Below are 25,231 nucleotides of genomic sequence, written 5' to 3'. Positions count from 1 at the left end.
AGTTCCTCCTTACCGCCCGGGATCCGGGTCCCAGATTTTTCCCAGCAGCAGGATCACCGCCAGCAGCACGCATCCGGTGCAGACGGCTGCGGCCGCCATCTTGTCCAGATCCAGATTTACAAACCAGTTGTTAAACAGGTGCTGAAGCAGGTACATGCTCTCATGGGGATAAGACCCCGCCACCAGATACGCTTCCCGGAAAACCTTAAAAGAATTTAAGAAAGAAAGCACTGTGATTGTATAAAGCATGCCCTTCAGGTTCGGAAAAAGGACTTTCCAGAAACACTGCCGTTCGCCGGCTCCGTCCAGACGCGCCGCTTCCAGCATTTCCCGGGGAACCGCCAGTATTCCGGCCAGCCAGAGCACCACTGTATACCCAAGATTTTTCCACAGATAACTGAAGACCAGCACCCAGAAGGCCGCCCCTGTGCCCATGAAATCTGTCCCGCCGCCCTCCGGCAGCATATGGAGCATGGAAAGCGCGCCGTTCAGGAATCCGCCTTCCGAGAAGACCATTTTCCATACCAGCACTACGGCAGCCGCCGGGATCGCCATTGGAAAAAGAAACAGAGATTTCAGCCACTGTCCCTGCCGGAATTTACTGATCTGTACTGCCAGAAAAAGGCCGGTTCCGATCAGCAGCGGCAGACAGACCAGCGTGAACCGGACCGTATTTTTCACTGCCAGCTGAAACGCCTGATTCTGAAATACCGCCAGATAGTTGCCAACTCCGTTCCATTCCCCGGTCACGGCGGTCAGAAATGACCGCCGGACCACATCCAGGAACGGCAGCAGGCAGAATACCGTGACACCCAGAAGGCTCGGAAGCAGAAACAAGATCCAGGCATATTTCCTGTTCATGTTCAGCTGCCTCCTATTCTGCCAGGTAAATGGCCGCCCTGCGGCAGATCTCGCCCACTGCGTCTTCCACACTCATCTTTCCGTTCAGAGCGTCCGGCCCTACCTCACAGACTGCCTGTTCCAGCGCGGAGTCTCCTGTGCAGGACGTGTCCGCGGCAATGGCAATTTCCTTTAACTTCTGAAAATCTTCTTCCGAAGCCCACACAATATCCAGGCTGAACGTCTCTCCGGAATCTCCGGCCACCGCGATGCTCGACGCTTCCTGTCCGGAAGGCGCCGCGGCCATCCGGTCAAAGGACGCCTCGTTCACCGGAAATCCTCCCGGCAGCTCCAGATCCTGCAGCTGTTCCGAGAACAGAAAACAGAAAAATTCCTGTGCCAGTTCCCGGTCTGCCGCGCCTTCCGTGATGCCCACCTGTGTCACGGGTAAGAATCCGTTCTGTACCTGGCCATTCCAGGCTCCGTATGACAGGCTGTCCCCTTGTCCTGCCACGGTGCTGATCAGGTTAAAGTCCGAAGACATGCCGCTCACGCTCCCGACCGCCAGCACCTGCTGTCCCATCGCCACATCCAGCGCACTCGCGGAGGCATTCGCGTAATAATGTCCCTCTCCAGAGACGTCCGTACTCCAAGCCTCCCGATAATTCTGCACATAATCCTCCAGCTCTTCTGCAGAAAATCCTGCAGCTTCTGTCTGATAAATGCGCCTGGCCTGGGTGAGGAACTCTGTCAGGGCTTCCTCGTCCACCGCTCCATTTTCATCTGTCCAGGCCGATGAGGAAACGAGTCCCAGCGTATACAGCGCCTCTTCCTCCGTCATAAATCCCAGGATCGAACCCTCGGGATGTTCCTGCCGCAGGCTTTCCTGCACGTCGGCCAAAGTTTTCAGGTCCGTCACCTGGTTTACCGCATCTGTCCCGCCCAGTATCATGGGCAGCCGGAAACGAAGAGGAAGACTGTAGACCGCCCCGTCCTCCCGGAACGCGTCCACGATGTTGGAAAGCAAAGCCGACTCTCCGGCCATACTGTCCACCAGTCCGCTCACATCTGCCAGCACTCCCTTCCGGCGGTATGACGACCCGGAGAGTCCGTCCAGCACCAGCAGATCCGGACCGTTTCCGGACAAAAGCTCTGTGTTCAAGTTCCGGATGGCGTCCTCTTCCGTCATACCGTCCGAACCGGACATTCCCATCTCATACCTCACGTAGACCTCCGGGTGCTCCCGCTGAAACAGGCTGACCGCCTGCCGTACGGTGTAATCCTCTGTCAGGCTGTAGATACGTATCTCTTCTTCCGGCACAGTGGGGATCGTCCCGTCATATACGTAACGACAGAGCTTTGTCGTCGGATACAGGACTGCAAATTCGTCGTCCGCCAATACCGCCAGGCCGCCTTTTCCCATCTGGGGATCTCCCAGAGAAGTGAGATTTCCATCGATTACCTGCTCCATGGCGGCGCCTCCGATCACATGGCGGTAGAGTCCCTTAGAGAAAGCCACATAGATCACATCCGCCTGCTCTCCCTGTACCGCCAGCACGGTATAATTGTCCGTCTCTGTTCCCAATCCCATAGAAACAGTTCTGTCGTCCATGATAAAATCGTTCAGTACCTTGTCTTCTTCCTGAGTGCCGTTTTCCAAATCGTACAGGCTGACCCCTTCCGATGAAAACGCGATCAGGTAGCGATCCGTGAATCCCAGAGAATCCACCAGTCCTCCGGTATCCATCAGCTCCTCCAGCGAACCGTCCGTCTCGTCGATCCGGTAAACCTTTCCGTCCAGCCCGCATCCGTACAGACGGCTGTCAGTCCCGAACCACAGGCAGTATATTTCATATTCCATCCGGGGGATCTCCAGATCTGACGCGTTTCCTTCCGCGTCCGCATACAGATAAGAATAACTCAGATCCTCTTCCGTATCATCTGCCGCTGTATCACCTATATAGACGGCTGCCGCAGCTCCGGACGGCGCCAGCGCCAGATCAGTAATATATGTCTGATTCTGCTGAAACTCCTGCAGCCATGACACATCCCTTTTCTCCCAGGTCTCTCCGCCGTCTGAAGAGACGGACAGCCCGCTGTTCTGCCCCAGAATCGCCAGGCTGCCGTCCTCCAGCGCCTGCATGGCGGTCTGATAATCCTGATCTCCGCCTTCGGGCAGGCTCATGTCTTCCTCCAGGTACCGCCCCATGCTTTCCTGGCCATCCGTGCTTCCACCTTCTTCATTCTGGTCTGTATATCCGTCCTGTGAGCCGCAGCCTCCCAGCAACAGCGCCGCCGACAGCAGCCATATCCACGCTCGTTTCATATCTTCCTCCTGTCCATATATGGTTTCTTCCTGTTTCTGATATGATCCTACCAGAGCTTTCTCTAAATAATCTCTAAGAAATTGACACCCGGAATTTTACCATGATATAATGCGGGCAGCAAGGCGGTCCCCGGCCGTCGGTCCTCTGCGCTTCGTCATGATTGGACAGGGAGGTATATATGATGAAACGAATTTTTATTTCTGCAGTCACGGTTTTCTTACTTACCGGATGCGGCAGTCAGAGTATTCCGGATCAGAGCGAGCCCTTATCGAAAGAGATCAGCCGTGACGACGCTTTATCCATAGCGCTGGAAAATGCAGACGTTCCCTCTGATGACGTCTTCAATGTGAAAATCGAGCAGGACGGTGATAACGGCATCCCCGTCTATGATATTGAATTTGAGACGGAATATGGGGATTTCGATTTTGAGATCGCCGTATCAGACGGCGCTGTTGTAGGCGCAGATTATGAAATCGACGAAGAGTGGCTGGATGCGCTGGGAGGCGAACCTGCCACGGCGGAGAGCGCGGCAGCCGTCGTTCAGAACAAAGTCCCCGGTTCATCTTCTGACGACATCTATATTACGGAAGAAAATGAAGACGGACGTACACGCTTTGAAGGCGAGCTCTTCTCTGACGGAATAAAATATGAGTTTGAGATCGACGGCTCCACCGGCCGTATTTTTGACTGGAACGCAGACTTAAGGAGTTAAAAGTGGCATTATGAGACTTCTGTTGGTGGAAGACGACAAAAAACTGAATCAGTCCCTGGCTTTTCAGCTGGAAAAAGAAGGGTTCCAGGTAGACGCCTGTATGGACGGAGAAGAAGCGCTGTATTACGTGGAGCAGGATATTCATGATTTGATCCTGCTGGATCGAATGCTTCCGCGCGTCAGCGGCATGGAGGTGCTTCGCCGGATCCGGCGCTCCCGCCGCCAGGTCCCGGTCATTCTGATCACAGCCCTGGGTGAATTGGACGACAAAGTCAAAGGGCTGGATTCCGGAGCGGACGACTATCTGGTCAAGCCTTTTGCCTTTGAAGAACTGATGGCCCGGATCCGCTGCATCACCCGGCGCCCCCGGAAGATGGCCTTCGGCGAGGCGGTCTCCTGCGGAGATCTGTCCTATGATGTTTCCGAGAACCGGCTGAACGGCCCGCAGGGGAACTGCAGTCTGTCCAGGAGGGAAGGCATGCTGCTGGAGACGTTTCTGCGAAATCCGTCTCAGACTCTTTCCCGCCCCCAGCTGCTCACAAAGGTATGGGGACCGGACAGCGATGTGGAAGACGGCAATCTGGACAATTACATTCATTTCCTGCGCCGCAGGCTGCAGGCCGTGGGCAGTTCTCTGAAGATCCAGACGGTACGGGGCGTAGGATACCGACTCCAGCAGCCGTAAACCACGTACATATTTACTTTGCAGAGGGAGGTTCCCATGTTCCGGAAAGTCCATATCCGCCTGTGCCTTCTTTGCGCCGGGATTACAATTTTTATTCTCCTTGCCATGTCCTTCGGTTATCTGTATATTTCAGAGCAGGGACTTCGCAGCAATCATTTTATCTCTTTTCAGAACGATATGAATACTGTGCTCTCCAATCTGGAGCAGCAGACAGAGATTACCTACAAGTGGCTGACCCGGATCGAAGCCGGGGGAAAATACCGGATCCGTATTCTGGACAACGGCGTCCCTCTTCATTTCAGCCTTTCGGACTCCGAAACAGAACGTCTGCTTTTTGAACAGGCATGGGAGATCTGTACAGAAGACTATCCGCTGACGGAGACAACTGAATCTTATGGCGTCCGCCATGTGGAATTTCCCTTTTCGTCCAGTCAGAACAGGCAGAATGATTATTATGCCTGTGCCGCCCTGTCCGACCGGCACGGCGCCGAACTCCAGATCCTGATCCTTTCTTCTCTGGATCCGCTGGAACAGCAGATCCGGAACCAGCGCATCCTGTTCCTCCTGCTGGATGTATTCGCCGTCGCCGCATTGTCCCTTTTTGCCTGGCATTTTACAAAACGGCTTTTAATGCCATTGGAAGAAAGCCGCATACGTCAGGAACAGTTCGTCGCGTCTGCTTCCCATGAGCTGCGCACCCCTCTGGCTGCCATTCTGTCCTGCGCGTCCGCATCGGAGCATGCTCTTGGAGAAGAACGCTGTCAGTTTCTGAACGCGATCCAGTCTGAAGGAAAACGCATGTCCCGGCTGATCGACGACATGCTCCTGCTGGCGAGAGCGGATCAGCAGAGCTGGGACATCCGGAAAAAGGAGACAGAAACAGACACGCTTCTCCTGGACGTCTACGAAGCCTATGAACCTCTGGCCCGGGAAAAATCCATCCGGCTTTCCATCCAGCTCCCCGATACGGCTCTTTCTCCCTGTCTCTGTGATCCGGAACGGATCCGGCAGATCCTGGGTATTCTGATCCACAATGCGGTCAGCTACACCCCTTCCGGCGGACAGATCCGGCTCACCCTGTCCGGTGACGGGCATCATACACGCTTTTCCGTAACAGACAACGGCATCGGGATACCCGATGCCGAGAAAAAACGGATCTTTGAACGCTTTTACCGCGCGGATCAGTCCCGCAGTGAGAAAGGCCACTTTGGACTGGGCCTTTCCATCGCCGCCCAGATACTGAAAGCCCACGGCGGCAGACTCACGGTGGAAGATACGCCGGGCGGAGGGAGTACCTTCATTCTGACTCTCCCATGACCGCTTACCGGATCAGCCCAAGGTTTCTCGCCCATATGTTGTAAGCCTGCACACAGTCCTCCACCGGTACTACACAGAGCAGCACAAACAGTACCGCGCCTGTCATGATACAGATCTTCGCCATGGGAAAAACCTTCCGCTGACGCAGGATCATGGCCGCATACACGACCGCCATCCAGATCATGAACGTCTGCGGCAGGATCCGGTTCACGGTCAGTCCATACACATCTATATACATGACCAGCTTGCTCATGGCCGTGACAATAAGCAGTAATGTCAATACAGATAATACGACATTCAGGATACGCAGTCCCTTATTTTCTTCCATCCGATGTTCCGAAAAAAGCGACGCGCACAAAAGGAAGAACAGATTAAAAAACGAGATCACGCACAGCTCGAAAAATCCCTGCCTTGCATATTCTGCATACGTAAAGCCCTCCGGCCGGATCCCCGCGAACGCGGAAAACAGATATTCCGCCTGGAGCCAGATAAAAAGCACATAAACCAGACACAGAATCCCCAGCGCCGTATAGAATGCCGTATCCGGAAGCATTCTTGCTTTCTCTCCGGCCGCCCTTACCTTTTCGCAGTCGATCCGGTCCGTATAACGGCCCCGGATACTGCCGTAAACCAATCCAAACAGATACGCCGATACGGGAAGAGAAAACAGGATCCTTATCAGAGTCGCCAGGAAATGTTCCGACAGATAAATCCCCAGACCGCCGAGCGCCGCCTCAAATCTGGCATCCGCGCTGGACAAAAGCGGCAAAACGATCATCAGCAGGGGAATGGCCAGTATCAGTCCGCATCCGATGCCGGCCGCATACCGCATCCGTCTGGCGCCCCCGCCTGCTCCTGCTTTCTCTTCCGGAACCGCTCCCTTTATTTCTTCTGTGCCGGTACCCTCTCTCTCTCCTCCCAGCAGGACCCGCAGCTGGCAGCCAAAATTGGAAAACGGTACGAAGATGCCCGCATTCCACAGATCAAAAAATATCCAGCGGGAGGTCTTCCCTTCTTCCAGAAGTCTGCCCGACGCCGTCAGCGTCCAGTAGGCAGCCGCCACAATCAGAGCGAGTACCTGCAGCCCCGGCATAATGCTCCAGAATGCTCCCGGCACGCCGATCCCGATAACCGCGCACGCCCAAAACACGCTCTCCACGGTCAGTTTCTTTCCCTTCCCCAGATTGTACGCCAGCACCACCGCCACGTAGCAAACCGTAAATAGGGCCAGATTTCTTCCAAAATATCCCGCAGAAAAAGTGTAGATAAATCCATATCCGAGCAGCAGATAAATCAGCGCAAAGATACGGTCCCTCCGGTCCGCAGTTACTCTCTTGTCTGTATTCATGATTCCGCTCCTCCTTTCTCTTCCTCGTCCGGCACATACTCCAGCAGATCTCCCGGTTGGCAGTCCAGCGCCCGGCAGATGGCGTCCAACGTAGTCAGGCGTACCGCTTTCGCCTTGTTATTCTTCAGTATGGACAGATTCGCCAGCGTAATATCCACTTCCCTTGCCAGCTCCGTCAGTCCGATCTTTCTCTTTGCCATCATGACATCCAGATTGATGATAATCGCCATATTCTATCCCGTCCCTTCCGTCAGATCGTCAGATCATTCTCCAGTTTGTAATTCACCGCCCGGTCGAAAACCTGGGCCAATACCTTGCTGAACAAACCCGCCACAATAAAAACCAGGACGATGACCAGTACCGCCGGCGTCAGATACAGACAGGCCCTCCCCACGCTCACCAGGACGATCAGAAAACTGTAAGTCCCCATCCGGTTCAGGCTCTCCACATTCTCTCTCACAAAACAGTCGTCCGCCAGGACGCTTGCAAAGATCTTCCTGAGTTCCCGGATAATCAGCACCGCCAGCAGTCCGGAAACGGCAAACAACAGCACCATCTGTCCGTAATACTGTTCAAAACGGGGATTGATCGTCCCATAAAAACGGATGCTGAACGGCAGCGTCAGCGTCACCAGAATTCCTCCCACAAACATGGCGTCCAGCATCCACTTGGTAAATATCGTCAATCGGTCTTTCATCACAGCCTCCTCAGAATCCGGCACGTTCTCCATGAATTTCCGTGCTCCTTTTGAAGACAGGATATCACTGCCGCAACCGATTGTCAATATATTTTTATTGAATTACGATAAATTTTTATTGCATTTTGTGATGTGCTGGCATTTTAGAATTCATTCTGATATGATGAAGTGAAAAGGGGGAATCATTATGCTGAAGCAGATCGATTTATTTAATCTGAAGCTGAACCATGTACGCATTTTCATAGAAGCTGCAGAATACGGAAGTTTCTCCGCCGCCGCGGAGCGTCTGCACGTAACCCAGCCCATGGTCAGCAAAACAATACAGAATATCCAGCAGGAACTGGGCTTAATTCTCTTTGTCCGGGATCATGGAAAAATGCAGCTGACACCGGCCGGGAGAGAACTATATATACAATGGAAAAATATTATCCGATACTTCGAACATTCCATCGAAGAAGCCGGTTCTATCCAGGAGGGAAACAATTCAAAAGAGAGCCTCTTGTACCCTCTCTTCCTCAGTGCTACAATAAGTCTGTAACGTCGTATTATTCTATCATCATACAGGAGGTATTGCTATGAGAAAAAATTTCGGGGCCAAGCCCTATACTTATCCGCAGCCGGTGTTGATCATCGCCGCCTATGATGAAAACGGCACGCCGGACGCCATGAACGCTGCCTGGGGCGGGATCAGCGACGACACGCAGATCTCCATGTGCCTGAGCGCCGGACATAAAACAGTGAAAAATATTCAGGCCCGCAAAGCCTTTACCGTCAGTATGGCAGATGCAGCCCACGTGGTTGCCTGCGATTATGTCGGTATCGTCTCCGGAAATAAAGTGCCTGATAAATTCGAGAAAGCCGGATTCCATGCCACAAAGTCCGAATTTGTGGACGCTCCGTTGATCGATGAGCTTCCCATGACTCTGGAGTGCACACTGGTCAGCTATGATCCCGAGACCTGCCGCCTGGTAGGCGAGATCGTCAATGTCAGCGCAGACGAGCGCATCCTCGATGAGAATGGCAAGATCGATCCCGCGAAGCTGGAGCCGATCACCTTCGATCCGGTCAACAATGCGTATCTGAAACTGGGTGAGAAAGTTGGAAATGCATTCAAGGATGGAATGCAGCTGAAATAGACTAATAAACTGAACCTGTTATTCAGCGAATAACACAATTGAGAGATATATGCAGTAATATGCTATACTAAATGCAGGAAAGCCAAAACACATAAAAGGCGGTCTACCCTCCGAGTTTCGGAGGGGCTAACCCTCCAGGTTTGTATCCTTTAGATTCAAAAGAAAGGAGGGCGATGCCGATGTATGTTACATATTCGGACTTGATCCAGATAGGTCTCTTCATCGTAGCCCTTATAGGTCTCTTCTACGGGATATTTAAGGGGAAAAAATAGCCGCCACTATTCGCACTAGTGACGGCTGCCTCATATGAGGTAAAGTTATTAGTTTTCGGGTAGGCCGTATGTGTTTGGCTTTCCTTTTTCTATTATCAATATATCACATATAAAAGTAAGGTACAAGAAAAAATTTTTCTTTCCACTATTCCACTATTTCACATCTCGTTCTACTAATATAAAAACACATTCAAAGACTGGTCCAGCTGTGCTGCAATCTCCTCCGCAGTACTTCCCAGATCATTCATATCCTGCCATCCAAGCCATGTCTCGCTCTCCTGCCATCCGGCAAAATATTTGTCCGCTGCATTTTCGTAATCTTCTTCTGATATGGAATTCCCCGAAGCGTCTGTACAGGTTACACTGGGCGTTTCTCCATTATATATGGTTGTGCGGTAGGCAATGGGAGTTGTCAGGATCTTTCCATCCTGCAGCGTAAGAGAACGAACATTCTCATAATATTCTGCGGCTCCATTTTTCATGGTATCGTAAACCGCATAATAAAACTCGCCCTGTTCATTCATATATGTTTTCAGTAAACTGGCAGTATTGGTAGGCGCTTCAGATCCTCCCATGGATCCGGTCATAAGATCCGGCTGGGAATCGCCCTCCACAAAATCAGTCTCACACTCTGCTAATCCGTCATAGTTCTCATTGATTTCATAAAATCTGCTGTAGGTATACATACCGGTTCCGCCCATGTTGGAGACGACCACCTCATATCTGCCGTTGTGATCCAGGTCCGCAACCGCATACTGATAAAGGTCGTCGGCATAGTCCGGATCCCCGGCCCACATATCCCTGTTTTCCGCAATCACCCGCGTCTGACTGTACGTACTCCTCTGTCCATCCATAGATGCAAGGTAATCCCAGTAGTCCTCCTTCGCGTCCATGATTGCCGCCACATTGTCTGTCAGGCGGTTTTTAATCAGGTACTCTGTAAGCAGCTGATCTTCCTCGAATCCCTGTTTGTTTTCCAGCTGAAAGTATATCCGGGCAAGCTGATACCCTTCACCTGACATGGTCTCATACTCGCAGATTGTGATCACATCATCCAGTCCGTCTTCATTGTAATCCTTAAACGCCACTGCAGACACAGCCAGGAACAGATCTGAATTGGTGTGTTCCTCATTCCATCCGGGGAATTCATACAATACCTGTCCATCCTCCATGAGGTAGAATCTCACATCCGGATTCATGCCGTCCGCCGCAAAAGAACTGTTTTCCGGGGCATAGGCTGCAAATGTCACGTTGCCCCATTCGCCCAGATCTGTCTGAAACGTCTGATCCTGTATGCGCGTACCGAAAGTATCCGAACTATCGTCCTCTGACGCCGGCGCATCCGCGGCATCTGCTTCTGTTTCCGGATCCCCTTTCTCCGAAATATCTTCTGAGATATCTTCCGACATATCAGCTTCTGTTTCATCCTGAGCGCTGCCGCATCCAGTCATCCCAGCCAGCAGCATAAACAAAACCGCGAACAATAATCCTTTTTTCCTCATGACAGATATCTTCCCACTTTCTCTTCCGCAATCTGTATTTTAATTATACACCACATTGGGGCGTCTTACAGCTGAAAAGAAAAAAGAAACCCACGAGCAAACACTCGGGGGTTTCTGTATTCCGCCTTTCAGGCGTATATTTTATTGCTTACGCGCAAATTACTCGATAACGGTAGCAACACGTCCGGAACCAACGGTTCTTCCGCCCTCACGGATAGCAAAGGTAAGACCCTGCTCCATAGCGATCGGGTGGATCAGCTCGATGGTCATCTCAACGTTGTCGCCCGGCATGCACATCTCGGTTCCTTCCGGAAGGGAGATAACACCGGTAACATCGGTGGTTCTGAAATAGAACTGCGGTCTGTAGTTGTTGAAGAACGGCGTATGACGGCCACCCTCGTCCTTGGTCAGAACGTATACCTGAGCGGTAAATTTGGTATGGCAGGTAACGCTGCCCGGTTTTGCAAGAACCTGTCCACGAACGATCTCGGTTCTCTGGATACCACGAAGCAGTGCTCCGATGTTATCTCCTGCCTGAGCCTCGTCCAGAAGCTTACGGAACATCTCAATACCGGTAACAACCGTTTTCTTCTTCTCTTCTTTAACACCAACGATCTCAACTTCGTCGTTCAGGTGAAGCACACCACGCTCTACTCTACCAGTAGCAACGGTACCACGTCCGGTAATGGTGAATACGTCCTCAACCGGCATCAGGAACGGTTTGTCGGTATCACGCTGCGGATCCGGAATGTACTCATCAACAGTGTTCATGAGTTCCATGATCTTATCGCCCCATTCTCCGTTCGGATCTTCCAGAGCCTTCAGAGCGGAACCTTTGATGATCGGGCATCCTTCGAAGCCGTACTCTTCAAGCTGCTCGGTAACTTCCATCTCAACCAGCTCGATCAGCTCTTCATCGTCTACCATGTCGCATTTGTTCAGGAATACTACGATGTACGGAACACCTACCTGACGGGACAGAAGGATGTGCTCTTTGGTCTGAGCCATAACACCATCGGTAGCTGCTACTACCAGGATAGCGCCGTCCATCTGTGCTGCACCGGTGATCATGTTCTTTACATAGTCAGCATGGCCAGGGCAGTCAACGTGTGCGTAATGTCTGTGCTCGGTCTCATACTCAACGTGTGCGGTGGAGATGGTGATACCACGCTCTCTCTCTTCCGGAGCTTTATCAATGTTCTCAAAATCAGTAGCGGTGTTGCCCGGAACTCTTGCAGCCAGCACTTTGGTGATCGCTGCGGTCAGAGTGGTTTTACCATGGTCTACATGACCGATGGTACCAATATTACAATGTGGTTTAGTTCTCTCGAACTTAGCTTTTGCCATTTTGATTTCCTCCTTAACAGATAAACTTCTAAGTTTTCTTACGCAATCAGCTAATTTTGATTATATTTCAAATAGACCTGTTTTGCAAGCCCATTTGCATTTTATTTTGCTTTTGAAGCCAGAACTTTTTCCTGTACGCTCTTCGGCACCTGCTCATATCTCTCAAAGAACATGGAATAGTTACCGCGTCCCTGCGTTCTGGAACGAAGATCGGTTGCATAACCGAACATCTCTGCCAGCGGCACATAACCTTTGATCATCTTTCCGCCTCCGATATCTTCCATACCCTCGATATGGCCACGACGGGAGTTGATATCGCCGATAACGTCTCCCATGTAATCTTCCGGAGTCGTTACCTCTACCTTCATGATCGGCTCCAGCAGAACCGCGCCTGCTTTCTGCATAGCTTCCTTGAATGCCAGAGATCCGGCAATGTGGAACGCCATTTCAGAAGAGTCGACCTCATGGTAAGATCCGTCATATACGGTAGCGTGAATACCCAGTACCGGGAACCCGCCCAGGATACCGGATTTTGCCGCCTCTTCGATACCTTCGCCGACAGCCGGAATGTATTCTTTCGGAATCGCGCCTCCAACAACGGTGGAATCAAACTTGAACAGTTCCTCGCCGTTGGCATCCATCGGCTCAAAGTGTACTTTACAGTGTCCGTACTGTCCGCGTCCACCGGACTGCTTCGCATACTTGGAATCCACGTCCACCGCTTTGGTAATGGTCTCTTTGTAAGCAACCTGCGGAGCTCCTACGTTCGCTTCTACTTTGAACTCACGAAGCAGACGGTCTACGATAATCTCCAGATGAAGCTCGCCCATACCAGCGATAATGGTCTGTCCGGTCTCCGGATCTGTATGCGCACGGAAAGTCGGGTCTTCCTCTGCCAGTTTCGCAAGAGACTCGCCCAGCTTGCCCTGACCGGCTTTGGTCTTCGGCTCGATGGCCAGCTCGATAACCGGTTCCGGGAACTCCATGGACTCCAGGATAACCGGATGCTGTTCGTCGCAGATGGTATCACCGGTAGTGGTCACTTTGAATCCAACCGCCGCCGCGATGTCACCGGAGTATACTTTATCCAGCTCCTGTCTCTTGTTCGCGTGCATCTGAAGGATACGGCCCACGCGTTCCTTCTTGTCTTTCGTCGAGTTATATACATAAGAACCGGAATTCATGGTTCCCGAGTACACACGGAAGAACGCCAGCTTACCTACGAACGGGTCAGCCATGATCTTAAATGCCAGAGCGGAGAACGGTTCTTCATCAGAAGAATGTCTTTCCACTTCATTTCCTTCCATATCCACGCCCTTGATTGCCGGGATATCGGTCGGTGCCGGCATGTACTCAATCACTGCATCCAGCATCTTCTGTACGCCTTTATTTCTGTATGCGCTGCCGCAGCATACCGGAACCGCCGTACACTCACAGGTAGCTTTTCTCAGCACTGCTTTCAGCTCTTCTACAGACGGCTCTTCGCCCTCCAGATACTGCATCATCAGGTCGTCATCCAGCTCGCAGATCTTCTCTACCAGCTCGGTGCGGTACAGTTCGGCGTCATCTTTCATATCATCCGGGATATCCGTGATAGAAATATCTTCGCCCTTATCATCATTATAAATATACGCTTTCATCTCGAACAGGTCGATGATTCCCTTGAACTCATCTTCCTTTCCGATCGGAAGCTGAATGCAGATGGCATTCTTGCCCAGACGGGTCTTGATCATGTCCACCGCATTGTAAAAATCTGCACCCAGGATATCCATCTTGTTGATGAATGCCATACGCGGTACATTGTAGGTGTCAGCCTGACGCCATACGTTCTCGGACTGAGGCTCTACACCGCCCTTCGCACAGAACACGCCGACAGCGCCGTCCAGTACGCGAAGGGAACGCTCTACCTCAACGGTAAAGTCCACATGGCCCGGGGTATCAATGATATTGATACGATGCTCGAGAGCGCCCGGCTTCGGCTTGCAGTTCTCCTGCAGCGTCCAGTGACAGGTCGTTGCTGCAGAAGTGATGGTGATACCTCTCTCCTGCTCCTGCTCCATCCAGTCCATGGTAGCAGTACCTTCATGGGTATCGCCGATCTTATAGTTTACACCAGTATAATACAGAATACGCTCGGTCAATGTGGTCTTACCCGCATCGATATGAGCCATAATTCCGATATTTCTGGTTCTCTCCAACGGATATTCTCTTCCAGCCAATGGATTTTCCTCCTTATACGAGTCGCCAAACGAGAGGCACGCTTATTAGAATCTGTAATGAGCGAATGCCTTGTTTGCTTCTGCCATTTTGTGCATGTCTTCTTTTCTCTTCACGGCCGCTCCGGTGTTGTTGGCTGCATCCATGATCTCGTTCGCCAGTCTCTCTTCCATGGTCTTCTCGCCTCTCTTGCGGGAGAACATGGTCAGCCAGCGAAGCGCCAACGCCTGACGGCGGTCAGCTCTGACTTCGATCGGCACCTGATAGGTAGCTCCGCCGATACGTCTTGCCTTTACTTCGAGAACCGGCATGATGTTGTTCATAGCCTCTTCAAATACTTCCAGAGCCGGCTTCTCGGTCTTTGCTTCTACTCTGGCGAATGCTCCGTATACAATCTTCTGAGCTACGCCTTTCTTACCATCCAGCATGATATTGTTGATCAGCTTGGTAACCACTTTATTGTTGTACAGCGGATCCGCCAGTACGTCTCTCTTCTGAGTATGTCCTTTACGTGGCACGGTACTTCCCTCCTTAATACGTGTTTTACCGGATCTTCCCCGGTAAGATTCACTTGTTAAATCATCGGTACTCACATGTGTCGTTCTACGTGTGTTCATGCCCGGTAATTCTTCTATAATCAAACCCCGCAGTCATAGGTTCGTTCGGATGAACCCCCGGCACAAGGCGGCACATCAAGTGCTGCCAACCATCATAGTTCTGTTTGTGATACTTCTTATTTTATACTCGAAAATCCATCTGCTTTGCAGATGATTCGCCAAAATTATTTCTTAGCGTCTTTCGGTCTCTTAGCGCCGTATTTGGAACGCGCCTGGCGTCTCTTTGCAACGCCTGCAGTATCCAGCGTACCACGCACGATGTGATATCTGGTACCCGGAAGGTCTTTTACCCTTCCACCACGGATCAGCACCACGCTGTGCTCCTGAAGGTTGTGTCCTTCACCCGGAATATAGCTGGTAACTTCGATACCGTTGGAAAGACGTACTCTGGCGATCTTCCTCAGAGCAGAGTTCGGCTTCTTCGGAGTCGCGGTCTTTACTGCGGTGCAAACGCCGCGCTTCTGCGGTGCGGATGCGTCGGTCGGTCTCTTCTTCAGAGAGTTAAATCCTTTCTGGAGAGCCGGTGCAGTAGACTTCTTTACAGAGGTCTGTCTTCCTTTTCTTACTAACTGGTTGAATGTTGGCATTCCTTTCACCTCCTGCATATTTTGGTGGCAGGTCTATCCTGCGAATATGACTGCTGTGATTCCAGACTTGCTGAAATACATGCGCCTAAATACGCATGCTAGATTATTATATAAAAGGCGATTTTTCTTGTCAAGCGGTTTTTTGCTGAATTTCGGCTGTTTTCCGCGGTTTTTTATTCTGTTTTAGCCGACAGGTCATCCGTGAGAATCGGAAGAAACTCCATTTCTTATATTTTTCTTAAGTTTCTGGACATTCCGGAATTTTAGTGCTATGATAGGTCAAATTCAGAGAAAGGAACCTGTAATATGCTGAAAACCTTTTTAAGAGCGCTTTTAAAGCCTTTCTCCTTCGTTCCGGCGCTGATGATGATGTATCTGATTTTTTCTTTTTCCGCCCAGGACGGTACCGCTTCCGGCAACCTGAGCTACAAAGTCAGCGAGATCATCGTGGAATCCGCCAACGAGGCCTTTGAACTTGAATGGTCCGACGACCAGATCGACTATTACATAGAACGGATTCATCATCCCGTGCGAAAGCTCGCCCATATGACCGAATATTTTCTGTTGGCCGTCTCTGTCTCCTTCCCCCTCTATGTGTACGGGGTCCGGGGACTGTGGCTGCCGATCCTGGCAGGAGGCTTTTGCGTGGCCTTTGCTGCGCTGGATGAATACCACCAGTCATTTGTTGCCGGGCGCGGCCCTTCCAAACGCGACGTGGCCATCGACAGCATCGGCATACTGGCCGGAGTGCTGATGGTACAGTTCGTCTGTTTTATAGGAAGGATGACCATTTTCCGGCCACTGGCCAAACGGAAAAAAAGGGAAAGAAAGACCGCATAATAAATGCGAACCAGTGAAACCGCCGCACAAAATCCAACCTGTACGGCGGTTATTTTTTGCAAAAATCAGGCATAAACGACAATTCTACCATGGAGAGGTGTACGATTTTACGGATCTGGTATAAGATAAAGGCAGAAAAAGCGAGGTAATATTATGGATCTGGAAAAAATCGGAAAATATATCGCGACCAAGAGAAAGGCTCTGGGCATAACGCAGGTTCAGCTGGCAGAAAGACTGGGCATGAGCGACAAGTCGGTGTCAAAATGGGAAAGAGGCATCTGCCTGCCGGATGTGTCCGTATACATGGAACTGTGCGAAATCCTCGGCATCACACTGAACGAGTTCATTGCAGGAGAAGATCTGGACCAGGAGAACGTGGTAAAACAATCGGAAAAAAATCTGATACAGGTGGCGAAAGACGGAGATGAGAAAAAGAAGAAAATGAAAATCATCATCGTATTTCTGCTCTGCCTGGTGCTGCTCGTCACAGGAATATTGTTCGCAGCTTTGTTCCTGAATGGAGAATTTTCCACCAATTATATAGAACCGCTTCCCCGGGACAGCGCGGAAATGGAGATCGCGCAGATCCTGTCCGATGTGGACGGGGCATATCTGTATGATTATTCGCTGGACGGCTCGTTTACAGAAATGACGTTTTTCATGTCGCTGTACAAAGATGGTGTTCTGGAGCAGGAGGAAGAGCTCGGAGGCATATATTTTGAGGCGGATACGGCGCGGGAGGGCATGATCGCGCTGATCCCGGATTTTCAGGATTTCAAGATCAAACTGATCGCTGCCGGAGGCGGAGCAAAATATTCTATGGAATTTGATATTCTGGAAGGGGTCTCCGAAAGAGAATACTATGGCCGGTCTGCTTCCGGGATAGCAGAGAAGATCCATATATCTCCCGATGCCGGCATAGACCTGACGGCTTTTCTCTACGGCAGGGACGGACTGAGCGTAATACCGGTAGAAGATATACGCGAACAGGCAGATCATCTGCGGAACGATTATATATATATGATATCCGTGAAATTCGGCGGCAGGATAGAGGAATAGAAGAAGAGACCGTTCCATCTGGAATCCAGACACTGAAAAAGTCTGAATCCTGCGGAACGGTCTCTTTCTTACATATCAAAGGCTAAGAATCGGTATCAGCCGATAGCACTTTATTATTATTTACTCTTCTTCGTCTTCCTCAAAGGCGTCCTCTGCCTCTTCCTCATCGAAGGTTTCTTCCATATCCTCCTCTATATCGTCGGATACTTCATCCAGATCCAGAATCTCCTCATCATCGTCTATGTCCATAATGTCGTCTTCCTCTTCGCTGACGCTGAGGGAATCCTCGTCTTTCAGATCTGTATTAAGTTTTACGTCACGGTAGCGCTTCATTCCCGTACCTGCCGGGATCAGCTTACCAATGATAACGTTTTCTTTCAGCCCCAGCAGCGGATCGATTTTTCCTTTGATTGCCGCTTCAGTCAGAACCTTTGTGGTCTCCTGGAAGGATGCCGCAGACAGGAAGGAATTGGTCGCCAAAGATGCTTTGGTAATACCCAGCAGAACCTGTTTACCCTCCGCCGGAGCTTTTCCTTCTTCCACCAACTGTTTGTTAATATCCTCAAATTCCAGGATATCCACCAGGGTGCCCGGCAGGAAGTCGCTGTCGCCGTTATCTTCCACACGGATTTTCTTCAGCATCTGACGCACGATCATCTCGATGTGTTTATCGTTGATCTCCACACCCTGCAGACGATATACTCTCTGCACTTCCTGAAGCAGATAATCCTGTACGGAGCGCACACCCTTGATCTTCAGGATATCGTGCGGGTTGATGCTTCCTTCTGTCAGAGCATCGCCGGCTTCCACGTAAGAGCCGTCCATGATCTTGATACGTGAATCGAACGGGATCAGATAAGTCTTCGTGTCTCCGGTCTCCGGATTGCTGACAATGATCTCTCTCTTCTTCTTCATATCGTTGATCGTGGCGTTGCCCGCGATCTCTGTTACAATAGCAAGACCCTTCGGCTTTCTCGCCTCGAAAAGCTCCTCGACACGGGGAAGACCCTGTGTGATATCTCCTCCGGCCACGCCTCCGGTATGGAATGTACGCATGGTCAGCTGGGTACCCGGCTCACCGATGGACTGTGCCGCGATGATGCCTACGGTCTCTCCTACCTGTACCGCTTCTCCGGTCGCCATGTTGGCGCCGTAGCACTTCGCACAGACGCCGATACGGGAACGGCAGGTCAGCGCGGTACGGATACGGACTTTCTCGAACGGCTTTCCGTCTTTGTCCACGCCGTATTTTACGACTGCGGCCGCGCGTTTCGGAGTAATCATATGGTTTGCTTTCACGATCACGTTTCCATCTTTATCGCAGATGGTCTCCGCCGCAAAACGTCCGGTAATACGCTCTTCCAGGGACTCGATCAGCTCTTTGCCGTCTGTGAAAGCGCGTACTTCCATTCCCGGGATCTCTCCGTTTTCGCTGCAGTCCGTCTCACGGATGATCAATTCCTGAGACACATCCACCAGACGTCTGGTCAGATAACCGGAGTCCGCCGTACGCAGAGCCGTATCGGACAGACCTTTACGCGCTCCATGCGCGGACATGAAGTATTCCAGTACGTCCAGTCCTTCACGGAAATTGGACTTGATCGGCAGCTCAATAGTGTGTCCGGTCGTATCCGCCATCAGGCCTCGCATACCGGCCAGCTGTTTGATCTGTTTGTCGGAACCACGGGCTCCGGAGTCCGCCATCATATAAATATTGTTGTATTTATCCAGACCATCCAGCAACGCTTTCGTCAGCACCGCGTCGGTCTCTTTCCAGGTCTCCACGACCTCTTTGTAACGCTCTTCCTCGGTGATCTTACCACGTTTGTAGTTGCGTGTGATCTTATCCACCGTCTCCTGAGCCTTGCGGATCAGTTCCGGTTTCTCAGGCGGCACCGTCATATCGGAGATCGATACGGTCATGGCCGCTCTCGTAGAATATTTATAACCCATGGACTTGATATCGTCCAGCACCTCCGCAGTCTTGGTCGCGCCATGCGTGTTGATGACTTTCTCCAGGATCTGCTTCAGGCCTTTCTTGCCCACATGGAAGTCCACTTCCAGCTTCAGTTCATTTCCGGGGATCGTACGGTCTACGAATCCCAGATCCTGCGGAAGGATCTCATTGAACAGGAAACGTCCCAGCGTAGATTCTTCGACGCTGCTGAGCACCGTGCCGTCCGGCATCTTCTTCGTCACACGGACCTTGATACGGGTCTGAAGGGTCAGCGCACCGTTTTCATATGCAAGGACCGCCTCGTTTACACTGTGGAATGCTTTGCCTTCTCCGATCGCTCCCGGTCTCTCCTGGGTCAGATAATAGATACCAAGGACCATATCCTGAGAGGGCACCGCCACAGGACCGCCGTCAGACGGCTTCAGCAGGTTGTTCGGGGACAGCAGCAGGAACCGGCACTCGGCCTGTGCTTCCACAGACAGCGGCAGATGCACTGCCATCTGGTCTCCGTCGAAGTCCGCGTTGAACGCGGTACACACCAGCGGATGCAGCTTAATCGCCTTTCCCTCTACCAGGATCGGCTCAAACGCCTGGATTCCCAGACGATGCAGAGTAGGCGCACGGTTCAGCATTACCGGATGTTCTTTGATCACGTCTTCCAGGACGTCCCATACCTCCGGCTGCAGGCGTTCCACCATCTTCTTCGCACTCTTGATATTGTGAGCGGAACCGTTGGATACCAGTTCCTTCATAACAAACGGTTTAAACAGCTCAATCGCCATCTCTTTTGGCAGACCGCACTGATAGATCTTCAGTTCCGGGCCCACCACAATAACGGAACGTCCGGAGTAGTCCACACGTTTCCCGAGCAGGTTCTGACGGAAGCGACCCGATTTGCCTTTCAGCATATCCGACAGAGATTTGAGCGCACGGTTGCCGGGTCCGGTCACCGGACGGCCTCTTCTGCCGTTATCGATCAGAGCGTCTACCGCTTCCTGAAGCATACGTTTCTCATTGCGCACAATGATGTCCGGCGCTCCCAGATCCAGAAGTCTCTGAAGACGGTTGTTTCTGTTAATAATCCTCCGGTACAGATCATTCAGGTCGGAGGTCGCGAAACGTCCGCCATCCAGCTGTACCATCGGCCGCAGATCGGGCGGAATCACCGGGATCGCGTCCAGGATCATCCATTCCGGCTTGTTTCCTGAGCAGCGGAATGCTTCCACTACCTCCAGTCTTTTGATAATGCGGGCGCGCTTCTGTCCGGAAGCATTCTTCAAAGCCGTCTTCAGCTCTACGGAATCCTTTTCCAGATCAATCGCCTGCAGCAGTTCCTTGATGGACTCTGCTCCCATGCCCACCCGGAACGCACCCGGTTCCGGATATTTTTCTTTCATATCCTGGTATTCTTTTTCAGAAAGCACCTGCTTGTACAAAAGCTCGGTCTTTCCGGGATCCAGGACAATATAAGATGCAAAATACAGCACTTTCTCCAGAGTCCTCGGAGACAGATCCAGGATCAGCCCCATACGGCTCGGGATTCCTTTGAAGTACCAGATATGGGATACCGGAGCTGCCAGTTCGATGTGTCCCATACGCTCACGGCGCACATTTGATTTGGTTACTTCCACGCCGCAGCGGTCACAGATAACCCCTTTGTACCTGATCTTTTTGTACTTTCCGCAGTGGCATTCCCAGTCCTTGCTCGGTCCGAAAATACGCTCGCAGAACAGTCCGTCCTTCTCAGGCTTCAGTGTCCTGTAGTTGATCGTCTCCGGCTTTTTTACTTCGCCTCTGGACCATTTGCGGATCGTCTCAGGGGACGCAAGTCCGATCTTGATCGCGTCAAATGTCATCGGCTGATAAACCTCATTGTTCGTCGTTTCCGGCATGAACGGCACCTCCTATCTATTCATCAAAATCAAGCTCTTCGTCCAGGTCGAACGGCTCGTCGTTTTCCGGCTCGTCATCCACATTCACCAGCTCTTCGCCATCAAACTCCTGCTGGCTGAATCCATGCTCGCCGAAAGAAGATCTGTCATCGCTGCCATATCCTCTGCTGTCCGATTCCAGAATGGAACGGATATCCACATCGCCGTACTCGCTGTTCTCCATGATCTCCACTTCTGTGTTGTCGTCACGCAGCACGCGCACATCCAGCGCCAGAGACTGCAGTTCTTTAAGCAGCACCTTGAAAGATTCCGGAATACCCGGTTCCGGTATATTATCTCCTTTAATAATTGCCTCGTAGGTCTTGACACGTCCGATCACATCGTCGGATTTCACGGTCAGGATCTCCTGCAGGGTGTAGGATGCGCCGTATGCCTCCAGCGCCCACACCTCCATCTCTCCGAATCTCTGTCCGCCGAACTGGGCTTTTCCGCCCAGCGGCTGCTGGGTAACCAGAGAGTACGGTCCCGTAGAACGGGCATGGATCTTATCATCCACCAGATGATGCAGCTTCAGGTAATGCATGTGTCCGATCGTTACCGGGCTGTCAAAAAATTCACCGGTACGTCCGTCACGCAGGCGCACTTTTCCATCTCTGGAGATCGGCACGCCCTTCCAGAGCTTCCTGTGGTCACGGTTCTCATACAGATAATCCATCACTTCCGGGAGCAGCTCCTGCTCATGCTTTGATTTAAATTCATCCCACTCCAGATTGACGTAATCATTCGCCAGATCCAGAGTATCCATAATGTCATTCTCGTTCGCGCCGTCGAATACCGGAGTGGAAATATCGAAACCAAGCGCTTTCGCAGCCAGGCTCAGATGGATCTCCAGGATCTGTCCGATATTCATACGGGACGGCACTCCCAGCGGGTTCAATACGATATCCAGCGGACGTCCGTTAGGCAGGAACGGCATATCTTCCACCGGAAGCACACGGGAAACCACACCCTTGTTTCCGTGACGGCCTGCCATCTTGTCGCCCACAGAGATCTTTCTCTTCTGCGCAATATAGATACGTACCGCCTGATTTACGCCCGGAGACAGCTCATCTCCGTTTTCACGGGTAAATACTTTAGCATCGACAACGATACCATACTCGCCGTGAGGCACTTTCAGAGAAGTATCGCGCACTTCTCTGGCCTTCTCGCCAAAAATCGCGCGCAGCAGACGTTCTTCCGCCGTCAGCTCTGTCTCTCCCTTCGGCGTTACTTTACCTACCAGAATGTCTCCGGCACGCACTTCCGCGCCCACACGGATAATACCGCGGTTGTCCAGATCCTTCAGGGCGTCGTCGCCCACGCCCGGCACATCCCTGGTGATCTCTTCCGGTCCCAGCTTCGTGTCACGGGCTTCCGCTTCATATTCTTCAATATGGATAGATGTATACACATCATCCATAACCAGTCTCTCGCTCAGAAGAACTGCGTCCTCGTAATTATAACCTTCCCAGGTCATAAAGCCGATCAGCGGGTTCTTGCCCAGCGCGATCTCTCCGTTGGAGGTGGACGGTCCGTCTGCAATCACCTGTCCCGCTTCCACCCGGTCTCCCTTGAAGACAATCGGCCTCTGATTGTAGCAGTTGCTCTGGTTGCTTCTGGTAAACTTCGTCAGATGATAGGTGTCACGCACTCCGTTATCCTGACGAATCACGATCTCATTGGATACAGAACGCTCCACTACGCCCGCATTCTTCGCGATCACGCAGACGCCGGAGTCCACCGCCGTCTTTTCTTCCATACCGGTACCCACCACCGGAGCCTCGGTAATCATCAGCGGCACCGCCTGACGCTGCATGTTGGATCCCATCAGCGCACGGTTCGCGTCGTCGTTCTGCAGGAACGGAATCAATGCCGTCGCCACAGAGAACACCATCTTCGGAGACACATCCATGAAATCGAACATGGTCTTTTCATATTCCTGCGTCTCCTCACGATAACGGCCGGATACATTATTGCGGACAAAATGTCCTTCATCATCCAGCGGCTCATTCGCCTGCGCCACATGGTAATTGTCTTCTTCATCCGCGGTCATATAGACTACTTCATTTGTAACACGCGGATTAGCAGGGTCGGATTTATCGATCTTGCGGTACGGCGCCTCGATAAATCCATATTCATTGATCCTCGCATAACATGCAAGGGAGTTGATCAGACCGATGTTCGGACCCTCGGGGGTCTCGATCGGGCACATTCTTCCATAGTGAGAATAATGCACGTCGCGGACCTCGAATCCCGCCCGGTCACGGGAAAGACCGCCCGGTCCCAGTGCGGACAGACGTCTCTTGTGGGTCAGCTCGCCCAGTGGGTTGTTCTGATCCATGAACTGGGACAGCTGGGAAGAACCGAAAAACTCTTTTACCGCTGCCGTCACCGGTTTGATGTTGATCAGGGACTGCGGAGAGATACCCTCCGTATCCTGTGTCGTCATGCGTTCCCGCACCACTCTTTCCAGACGGGAAAGACCGATCCGGTACTGATTCTGAAGCAGTTCGCCCACCGCACGGATACGGCGGTTGCCAAGGTGGTCGATATCGTCGGCATTGCCAAGGCCATACTCCAGATGCATGTTATAGTTAATGGATGCCAGAATGTCATCCTTCGTAATGTGCTTCGGAACCAGCTCGGAAGCCTCGCGGCGAATCGCTTCTTTCAGCTCTTCCGCATCCGTATACTCTTCCATCAGCTTTTCCAGAACCGGATAATATACCAGTTCCTTGATGCCGAGTTCTCTCGGCTCGCAGTCCACATATTTCTTCAGATCCACCATACGGTTGGAGAGCACTTTGATATTGCGTTCCTCTCCTTTGATCCAAACGAACGGAACCGCGGAATCCTGAATCTCTACCGCCAGATCCGCGTCCACTTTCGTATCCGCTTCCGCGATAATCTCTCCGGTAACAGGATTCACCACATCCTCCGCCAGCACCTGGCCGCGGATCCGGTTTTTCAGGGAAAGTTTTTTATTGAATTTATAACGTCCTACTTTTGCCAGGTCATATCTTCTGGGGTCGAAAAACATACCTGTGATCAGGCTCTCCGCGCTCTCAACAGCCAGCGGTTCGCCCGGACGGATCTTTTTATAAAGTTCCAGCAGACCTTCCTGATAGCTCTCTGCTGTATCCTTTGTAAGAGACGCCAAAATCTTCGGCTCTTCACCGAACAGCTCCAGAATCTCGGCATTCGTGCCGTATCCCAACGCACGGATCAGCACCGTAATCGGCACTTTACGGGTTCTGTCAACACGGACATAGAACACATCATTGGAATCCGTCTCATACTCCAGCCATGCTCCGCGGTTCGGAATCACGGTACAGGAGAACAAAAGCTTGCCCACTTTGTCATGGTCAATACCATAGTAGATACCAGGGGAACGTACCAACTGGCTGACGATGACACGCTCCGCGCCGTTGATCACGAAAGTTCCCGTCTCTGTCATAAGCGGCAGATCACCCATGAAAATCTCATGTTCGTTGATCTCATCCGTTTCCTTATTATAGAGACGAACTCTTACTTTCAGAGGAGCAGCGTAGGTGGCATCCCGTTCTTTGCATTCTTCGATCGTGTACTTTGCACCCTCTTTGTCAAGTGTAAAGTCGGTAAACTCCAGGCTCAGCTTTCCGCTGTAGTCGGTAATCGGAGAAATATCCGCAAATGCCTCACGGAGACCTTCATCCAGAAACCACTGGTAGGAATCTCTCTGAACCTCGATCAGATTCGGCATTTCCAGTACTTCCTTTTTGCGGGAATAACTCATTCTGACATTTCTGCCGGATTTGACAGGTTTGATTCTGTTCTTTTCCATTGACATTTCACCCCTTA

19 protein-coding genes are annotated in these 25,231 nt (G+C 51.7%); 7 read left to right on the top strand and 12 right to left on the bottom strand.

Annotated features, from left to right (window positions below; translation table 11 throughout):
- Positions 1-9: 9 nt before the first annotated feature.
- Positions 10-861 (bottom strand): carbohydrate ABC transporter permease, encoded by an 852-nt coding sequence (locus B5F29_RS04895; RefSeq protein WP_087153563.1) that lies wholly within the window; start codon positions 859-861, stop codon positions 10-12.
- A gap of 13 nt (positions 862-874) precedes the next feature.
- On the bottom strand, positions 875-3,166 hold the full coding sequence (locus B5F29_RS04890) for an extracellular solute-binding protein (RefSeq protein ID WP_087153562.1): 2,292 nt from the start codon (positions 3,164-3,166) through the stop codon (positions 875-877).
- Positions 3,167-3,345: 179 nt separating this feature from the next.
- Here B5F29_RS04890 and B5F29_RS04885 point away from each other — a divergent pair, with 179 nt between their 5' ends.
- From B5F29_RS04885 to B5F29_RS04875, 3 genes are read left to right on the top strand one after another with little or no spacing between them, the layout of a single operon-like run.
- Complete coding sequence (locus B5F29_RS04885; RefSeq protein ID WP_087153561.1) at positions 3,346-3,879, top strand: PepSY domain-containing protein; 534 nt, start codon at positions 3,346-3,348, stop codon at positions 3,877-3,879.
- Between the two features lie 10 nt (positions 3,880-3,889).
- Positions 3,890-4,564: a response regulator gene (locus B5F29_RS04880; RefSeq protein ID WP_087153560.1), complete on the top strand. Its 675-nt coding sequence runs from the start codon at positions 3,890-3,892 to the stop codon at positions 4,562-4,564.
- A gap of 36 nt (positions 4,565-4,600) precedes the next feature.
- On the top strand, positions 4,601-5,881 hold the full coding sequence (locus B5F29_RS04875; RefSeq protein ID WP_087153559.1) for a sensor histidine kinase: 1,281 nt from the start codon (positions 4,601-4,603) through the stop codon (positions 5,879-5,881).
- Between the two features lie 4 nt (positions 5,882-5,885).
- Here the strand turns inward: B5F29_RS04875 and B5F29_RS04870 are convergent, their stop codons facing one another.
- Genes B5F29_RS04870 through B5F29_RS04860 form a run of 3 tightly spaced genes read right to left on the bottom strand, consistent with a single transcriptional unit; the run spans position 5,886 to position 7,926 of the window.
- Positions 5,886-7,229 (bottom strand): DUF4153 domain-containing protein, encoded by a 1,344-nt coding sequence (locus B5F29_RS04870; protein ID WP_087153558.1) that lies wholly within the window; start codon positions 7,227-7,229, stop codon positions 5,886-5,888.
- Complete coding sequence (locus tag B5F29_RS04865; protein ID WP_087153557.1) at positions 7,226-7,459, bottom strand: helix-turn-helix domain-containing protein; 234 nt, start codon at positions 7,457-7,459, stop codon at positions 7,226-7,228. The genes B5F29_RS04870 and B5F29_RS04865 overlap by 4 nt, the downstream gene beginning before the upstream one ends.
- A 20-nt stretch (positions 7,460-7,479) precedes the next feature.
- Entirely contained in the window at positions 7,480-7,926 is a 447-nt protein-coding gene (locus B5F29_RS04860) for a DUF2975 domain-containing protein (RefSeq protein ID WP_087153713.1), read from the bottom strand.
- Positions 7,927-8,113: 187 nt separating this feature from the next.
- On the opposite strand from B5F29_RS04860, the gene B5F29_RS04855 reads away from it, so the two are divergent.
- A complete protein-coding gene (locus B5F29_RS04855; RefSeq protein WP_087153556.1) occupies positions 8,114-8,464 on the top strand; it encodes a LysR family transcriptional regulator in 351 nt (116 codons plus the stop codon).
- A 37-nt stretch (positions 8,465-8,501) separates the two neighbouring features.
- Positions 8,502-9,062: a flavin reductase family protein gene (locus tag B5F29_RS04850; protein ID WP_087153555.1), complete on the top strand. Its 561-nt coding sequence runs from the start codon at positions 8,502-8,504 to the stop codon at positions 9,060-9,062.
- 445 nt (positions 9,063-9,507) lie between these two features.
- On the opposite strand, the gene B5F29_RS04845 is transcribed toward B5F29_RS04850, so the two are convergent.
- The 5 genes from B5F29_RS04845 to rpsL all read right to left on the bottom strand — a co-directional run bounded on the left by B5F29_RS04845 (position 9,508) and on the right by rpsL (position 15,604).
- Positions 9,508-10,836: a hypothetical protein gene (locus B5F29_RS04845; RefSeq protein WP_087153554.1), complete on the bottom strand. Its 1,329-nt coding sequence runs from the start codon at positions 10,834-10,836 to the stop codon at positions 9,508-9,510.
- Positions 10,837-10,995: 159 nt separating this feature from the next.
- Positions 10,996-12,183 (bottom strand): elongation factor Tu, encoded by a 1,188-nt coding sequence (gene tuf / locus B5F29_RS04840; RefSeq protein WP_087153553.1) that lies wholly within the window; start codon positions 12,181-12,183, stop codon positions 10,996-10,998.
- A gap of 101 nt (positions 12,184-12,284) precedes the next feature.
- A complete protein-coding gene (gene fusA / locus B5F29_RS04835; RefSeq protein WP_087153552.1) occupies positions 12,285-14,402 on the bottom strand; it encodes an elongation factor G in 2,118 nt (705 codons plus the stop codon).
- A gap of 45 nt (positions 14,403-14,447) precedes the next feature.
- On the bottom strand, positions 14,448-14,918 hold the full coding sequence (gene rpsG, locus B5F29_RS04830; RefSeq protein ID WP_191394908.1) for a 30S ribosomal protein S7: 471 nt from the start codon (positions 14,916-14,918) through the stop codon (positions 14,448-14,450).
- 263 nt (positions 14,919-15,181) lie between these two features.
- Positions 15,182-15,604: a 30S ribosomal protein S12 gene (gene rpsL, locus B5F29_RS04825; RefSeq protein WP_087153551.1), complete on the bottom strand. Its 423-nt coding sequence runs from the start codon at positions 15,602-15,604 to the stop codon at positions 15,182-15,184.
- A 306-nt stretch (positions 15,605-15,910) separates the two neighbouring features.
- Here rpsL and B5F29_RS04820 point away from each other — a divergent pair, with 306 nt between their 5' ends.
- Positions 15,911-16,444 (top strand): VanZ family protein, encoded by a 534-nt coding sequence (locus B5F29_RS04820; protein ID WP_087153550.1) that lies wholly within the window; start codon positions 15,911-15,913, stop codon positions 16,442-16,444.
- 153 nt (positions 16,445-16,597) lie between these two features.
- Positions 16,598-17,503 carry a helix-turn-helix domain-containing protein gene (locus tag B5F29_RS04815; RefSeq protein ID WP_087153549.1) on the top strand — a complete coding sequence of 302 codons (906 nt, stop codon included), beginning with the start codon at positions 16,598-16,600 and terminating at the stop codon, positions 17,501-17,503.
- Between the two features lie 120 nt (positions 17,504-17,623).
- Here B5F29_RS04815 and rpoC read toward each other — a convergent pair whose 3' ends face one another.
- Both rpoC and rpoB read right to left on the bottom strand, forming a co-directional pair.
- On the bottom strand, positions 17,624-21,352 hold the full coding sequence (gene rpoC, locus B5F29_RS04810) for a DNA-directed RNA polymerase subunit beta' (RefSeq protein ID WP_087153548.1): 3,729 nt from the start codon (positions 21,350-21,352) through the stop codon (positions 17,624-17,626).
- Positions 21,353-21,368: 16 nt separating this feature from the next.
- Positions 21,369-25,214, bottom strand: coding sequence for a DNA-directed RNA polymerase subunit beta (gene rpoB, locus B5F29_RS04805; RefSeq protein WP_087153547.1), 3,846 nt, complete (start codon positions 25,212-25,214; stop codon positions 21,369-21,371).
- Positions 25,215-25,231 lie beyond the last annotated feature (17 nt).

Source organism: Lachnoclostridium sp. An196, assembly GCF_002160135.1.
GTDB lineage: Bacteria > Bacillota > Clostridia > Lachnospirales > Lachnospiraceae > Hominiventricola > Hominiventricola avistercoris.
This window is presented reverse-complemented; position numbering and strand designations above follow the sequence as displayed.

Coding starts and splice junctions, on each gene's coding strand:
- B5F29_RS04895 (WP_087153563.1), bottom strand. CDS start 861: ATGAACAGGAAATATGCCTGGATCTTGTTTCTGCTTCCGAGCCTTCTG.
- B5F29_RS04890 (WP_087153562.1), bottom strand. CDS start 3,166: ATGAAACGAGCGTGGATATGGCTGCTGTCGGCGGCGCTGTTGCTGGGA.
- B5F29_RS04885 (WP_087153561.1), top strand. CDS start 3,346: ATGATGAAACGAATTTTTATTTCTGCAGTCACGGTTTTCTTACTTACC.
- B5F29_RS04880 (WP_087153560.1), top strand. CDS start 3,890: ATGAGACTTCTGTTGGTGGAAGACGACAAAAAACTGAATCAGTCCCTG.
- B5F29_RS04875 (WP_087153559.1), top strand. CDS start 4,601: ATGTTCCGGAAAGTCCATATCCGCCTGTGCCTTCTTTGCGCCGGGATT.
- B5F29_RS04870 (WP_087153558.1), bottom strand. CDS start 7,229: ATGAATACAGACAAGAGAGTAACTGCGGACCGGAGGGACCGTATCTTT.
- B5F29_RS04865 (WP_087153557.1), bottom strand. CDS start 7,459: ATGGCGATTATCATCAATCTGGATGTCATGATGGCAAAGAGAAAGATC.
- B5F29_RS04860 (WP_087153713.1), bottom strand. CDS start 7,926: ATGAAAGACCGATTGACGATATTTACCAAGTGGATGCTGGACGCCATG.
- B5F29_RS04855 (WP_087153556.1), top strand. CDS start 8,114: ATGCTGAAGCAGATCGATTTATTTAATCTGAAGCTGAACCATGTACGC.
- B5F29_RS04850 (WP_087153555.1), top strand. CDS start 8,502: ATGAGAAAAAATTTCGGGGCCAAGCCCTATACTTATCCGCAGCCGGTG.
- B5F29_RS04845 (WP_087153554.1), bottom strand. CDS start 10,836: ATGAGGAAAAAAGGATTATTGTTCGCGGTTTTGTTTATGCTGCTGGCT.
- tuf (WP_087153553.1), bottom strand. CDS start 12,183: ATGGCAAAAGCTAAGTTCGAGAGAACTAAACCACATTGTAATATTGGT.
- rpsL (WP_087153551.1), bottom strand. CDS start 15,604: ATGCCAACATTCAACCAGTTAGTAAGAAAAGGAAGACAGACCTCTGTA.
- B5F29_RS04820 (WP_087153550.1), top strand. CDS start 15,911: ATGCTGAAAACCTTTTTAAGAGCGCTTTTAAAGCCTTTCTCCTTCGTT.
- B5F29_RS04815 (WP_087153549.1), top strand. CDS start 16,598: ATGGATCTGGAAAAAATCGGAAAATATATCGCGACCAAGAGAAAGGCT.
- rpoC (WP_087153548.1), bottom strand. CDS start 21,352: ATGCCGGAAACGACGAACAATGAGGTTTATCAGCCGATGACATTTGAC.
- rpoB (WP_087153547.1), bottom strand. CDS start 25,214: ATGGAAAAGAACAGAATCAAACCTGTCAAATCCGGCAGAAATGTCAGA.